Annotated in this window: 3 protein-coding genes; 2 read left to right on the top strand and 1 reads right to left on the bottom strand. The window is 41.0% G+C overall.

Annotated elements, in window-relative coordinates; all coding sequences use genetic code 11:
* Positions 1-640 precede the first annotated feature (640 nt).
* Positions 641-1,252: a DUF3318 domain-containing protein gene (locus O9300_RS12640; RefSeq protein ID WP_190720284.1), complete on the top strand. Its 612-nt coding sequence runs from the start codon at positions 641-643 to the stop codon at positions 1,250-1,252.
* A 115-nt stretch (positions 1,253-1,367) separates the two neighbouring features.
* Positions 1,368-3,479, top strand: coding sequence for a DNA helicase RecQ (gene recQ / locus O9300_RS12635; RefSeq protein ID WP_287971964.1), 2,112 nt, complete (start codon positions 1,368-1,370; stop codon positions 3,477-3,479).
* A gap of 156 nt (positions 3,480-3,635) precedes the next feature.
* Here recQ and O9300_RS12630 read toward each other — a convergent pair whose 3' ends face one another.
* Positions 3,636-3,776, bottom strand: a complete 141-nt coding sequence (locus O9300_RS12630) for a hypothetical protein (RefSeq protein WP_287971960.1) — start codon at positions 3,774-3,776, stop codon at positions 3,636-3,638.
* Positions 3,777-4,635: the final 859 nt, after the last annotated feature.

Genomic DNA, 4,635 nt, shown 5'->3' with positions numbered 1-4,635 from the left:
AATGGGGCGAAAGTCTGTGGACTCTGTGTAAGACAGTACATGGTTTTTTAACTGTGGTATGCGACGGTGGTGGAAGCAGAAACTTAAATCGTGAGGTTTAGGAATCGCCGCACTTTTAGGGCGGCGAGGATGTCAACAGGTTCGGTTTCACCGTCCCGTTAACGTAGTCGCCAGCTTCCGCAAACGCTTTCAGTGTCGCCTCGATAGCGGCGACCTGTTCGGGTGTTACCTGGAGTTGGCAAGATACGGTCAGGACTTGTTTCATCCCCTCATTAATAATAGACCTCTTGTAAAAATCAAAAATTGTTGTTAGGGTTAGGAGTCAGGAGTCAGTAGTCAGTAGTCAGGAGAATTAAGAATGAATAATAATCAATTAAACGGTCTATTTCCAGATTTTATGTAATTTAATCCTTGTTTTTGCCGTTTTTGAATCCTCAAAAATTAATTATGCAAGAGGTTTAATCAATACATGAGGATTTTGAGGAAGATGCAAGAATTTATTGGCGATTTTTGGGGCATCGAACCCCTCAAAGCCGAACAGTAGGGACTCACGCGGTTTCGTTGAGAAAATTGTCGGAAAAGAGATATTAGCTCAGAAAGCGATTATACTCAATGATCGAAGACTATTGGCCGGCGATCGATGAACCAAGACAACGAGATTAGTCACTTACTAGACCTCATGCCTGCTTCGGGACGGATGATGACGCGCATTGTCAGCAAACCCGAAAGCACCAAGGTAATCGAAACTAATTTTCCCCTGCCCTGGCAAAGAGGAGTCAGACCGATTCCAATTAATTTTGACCTCTGGCGGCAATTATCAAGACCCCAACGGGATCTAGTCTTGTTAAGGGCCGTCTCTGTTTTAACGGCAGTAAAATGGTTTAAACCCGATCTCGATCGATTAATTGCTCTGGCTGGTATGATCGGTTTAACCGTGGAAACCCTGCAAACCGATGCCGTCGGTATGGCAGTAGCGGGGGGTTTAACTGCCTTGGCAATTAACCGGATTTGGCGAGAAAAACGCAGCCCCCAACGGGAATTAGACGCGGATGAAGCGGCCCTAAAAGTGGCTGTTAGACGCGGTTACACGGAAACCGAGGCCGCTAAGGGTTTATTATCGGCTATTGAGACTATAGCTGAAATTGAGGGGCGATCGAGTCTCAATTTTAACGAGTTATTGCGCTGTCAAAATCTGAAAAAATTAGCCAATCTCTCCTTTGTTGGTGTTCCCGATCAGGTGAGACAATCTTAAGGTCAGTTGTTTTGGCTATCAGCTTTCTTTTTACTGATTACTGATCACTGATCAATGATCACTTAAATCCCTAACCTTAAAATAACTACTATAAAAATATTTTTCCCCTTGCTCAATGGCTGCAATTGACTCTTTAGAAAAAGCCTTAAAATATTACTTTGGCTACGATCAATTTCGACCGAATCAACGCCAAATAATTGAGGCTGCTTTAAACAATCAGGATTTATTAGTAATTATGCCCACCGGAGGCGGTAAATCTCTCTGTTTTCAGCTACCCGCTTTAATCAAAAAAGGGGTGACGGTGGTGGTTTCTCCCCTAATTGCTTTAATGCAGGATCAAGTAACTGCTTTAGCTGATAATGGCATCGGGGCAACATTTCTCAATAGCACTTTAAACGCGAAACAAGTCAGAGAAAGAGAATCTTTAATCCTGCAAGGAAAAATTAAACTGTTATATGTCGCCCCAGAAAGATTATTATCGCCTAGTTTTTTAGATTTTTTAGCTGTTATTGATAATTACCTCGGTTTAGCCTGTTTAGCGGTGGATGAAGCTCACTGTGTCTCCGATTGGGGTCATGATTTTCGCCCTGAATATCGACAAATTAAACAAGTTCGTCAACGCTTTCCCTCCGTGCCAATTCTGGCTTTAACTGCCACCGCTACCCAACAGGTTAGAGAAGATATTATCCAACAATTAGGATTGCGAGATACTTCCATTCATATTGCTAGTTTTAATCGTCATAATCTTTATTATGAAGTTCAACCTAAAACCAGTAAATCCTATCAGCAATTGTATCAATATATTAAAGGACAAAAAGGAGCAGGAATAGTTTACTGTATCAGCCGCAAAACCGTCGATAAAGTTGCTGAACAGTTACAAAAAGATGGTATTAATGCCCTACCCTATCACGCGGGTATGGAGGATCGGGAAAGAAGTAAAAATCAAACCCGTTTTATTCGGGATGATGTGCAGATTATGGTGGCGACAATTGCCTTCGGTATGGGGATTAATAAACCCGATGTGCGCTTTGTCGTTCATTATGATTTACCCCGCAATTTAGAGGGATATTATCAAGAATCTGGCCGCGCCGGTAGGGACGGAGAACCGGCTAAATGTACCCTCTTTTTTAGCTTTGCAGATGCCAGAAAAATTGAGTATTTTATTAACCAAAAAACCGAGCAAAATGAACAACAGAAAGCTCGTCAACAATTGCGACAGGTGTTAGATTATGCTGAAGGGACTGAATGTAGAAGATCGAGCGTACTAGGTTACTTTGGAGAAAGTTTTTCGGGTAACTGTGGTAACTGTGATAACTGTCGGAATGGGAACAATTCTGAGGATTGGACGATCGAAGCACAAAAATTTTTATCCTGTGTGGCGCGGACGGGACAGAAATTCGGTATGATGCACATAATCAACGTACTCAGGGGAGGAAAAGGTGAAAGAATCAGCCAATATCAACATCATTTATTATCTACTTATGGCATCGGTAAAGATAAAACTATGGAGGAGTGGAAACGTTTGAGTCGTTCCCTTGTCCAGCAAAATCTACTGGTAGAAACTGAAGACAATTTTAGAATCTTGAAACTTAATCAACACAGTTGGGAAGTGATGCGGAAACAACGTTCCGTGTTTATTGCCGTCCCCCAGAAAGCTAACGGTCAAATCGTGGGAGACGACAATCCCAATATGGTGGAAAGTGATTTATTATTCGAGCGCTTGCGGCAACTGCGGAAAAAAATTGCCGATAGTCAAGGGGTTCCTCCCTACGTTATTTTCCATGATTCTAGTCTGCGTTTGATGGCCCAATCGAAACCCCGGAATTTGGGGCAGTTTCGTCAAATTTCTGGAGTAGTACACAGTAAAGTACAACAGTATGGGGATATATTTATAGCGGCAATTAATGATTTTTGTCAGGATAGTCTTCCCTCTACTCAATTCCTCACTCTCCAATACTATCAAGATGGGTTGAATGCGGAAGAAATCGCTCGCAAAAGAAGCTTAAAAGTCTCAACCATCTATGAACATTTAGCTAAATTGCTAGAAGCGGGTTACGAAATTGATATTAATCAGTTAGTCTCTAAAAATAAACAGGAATATATTCGTTTAGTGATCGAAAAAGTGGGTGATCGATCCCTGAAAACTCTCAAAGAAAATCTGGGAGATAATTATAGTTATGAGGAAATTAAATTAGTTGTTGCTTGGCAAAGACGACCCCGGCAATAAGGCCAGAGCAACTCTTTTGATGCAACCCTCCACTTTACAGGCAATAGGCAATAAATAATCAGTTTTTAATAACCGGATTTAGTATTACAACCAGTGGGTTAATCCGCTCAAAAATTGCTTTTTCTGGGGTTGAAACATTTTCAACCCCGATTTTTATCATCCAGGAAAAATAACTTCTAGGGGAGCGGGAATCATCTCGCTACGAAAGTCGAGAATCTGGACGAGGATTAAATAGGCAACGGCGATTAAAACCGAAATCGCTCCCGTGATAATAGCGATAATTTTAGCAGAATTCATATAGTTAAACGTTAATTTCCTCAGATTATTGATCTATTCCCGCAAAAGCTACCGAAATTTATTCTCATCTACGATTGCGAGCCTAAACAATTTAAACTGAATATATCTTACAGCACAATTCTCCGAGGCGATCAAGAGGAGGAAAATCTTTACCGAATCAAGGTTAGTTACGGTTAAAGAGATTTTGCCATCAGTTCCACGAAAGAATAGGGTTTATCAGCTAGGAGAACATTCAGAATTTTGACTAATCCCGAACTGAGGTTCAGGTTGAAACCCAGTTTGACGAGAGATAGTCCTTGCGGCTCAATGTATAGATTAACCTCTATGGTAAAGCTTGCAATTATTTGTTAATTGAATCTATGCAACTGGCAAAACCCTTGCTATAATCGACGATATATGGTAATAGACCAATTCCATCCACTGCATCCGCATCGGCATCCTCAAAGTTGATCAACCTCGCTTTGTTTTAAGGTAGGCTAAGGTCTGCCTTACTTTTTTGGGTTGGGAAGCACTGGAGTTGGGGGAAAAGAGGAAAATGGGTCATTAAAGCTTAATTATCAGGAAAAAGCTCTGATCGTGTCTAAATTCTAGCTTTCTTTCGGGGCAAGCTTTCGGGTGATCAATAACTAACAGAAACTAAATTTTCGAGTTGTTGTTAGAAAATAGGCGAGCGCTCGCTTATAAAATAAGAGTTTCAGCACTTATGTGTTGACAGGGATGGCTCTTCGGGAATTGTTATGCAAATAATTAACTTAAAATAAAATTCGATGAGAGCGCCTACACTCAAAAGTATCTGAAATCCATATAGGGAAGGACTTAAGGCATCAACAGGTTAATACCAAAAGATAGACAATCGAGT

It is taken from the genome of Microcystis sp. LE19-195.1E, from assembly GCF_027532095.1.
GTDB classification, from domain to species: domain Bacteria; phylum Cyanobacteriota; class Cyanobacteriia; order Cyanobacteriales; family Microcystaceae; genus Microcystis; species Microcystis aeruginosa.
This window is presented reverse-complemented; position numbering and strand designations above follow the sequence as displayed.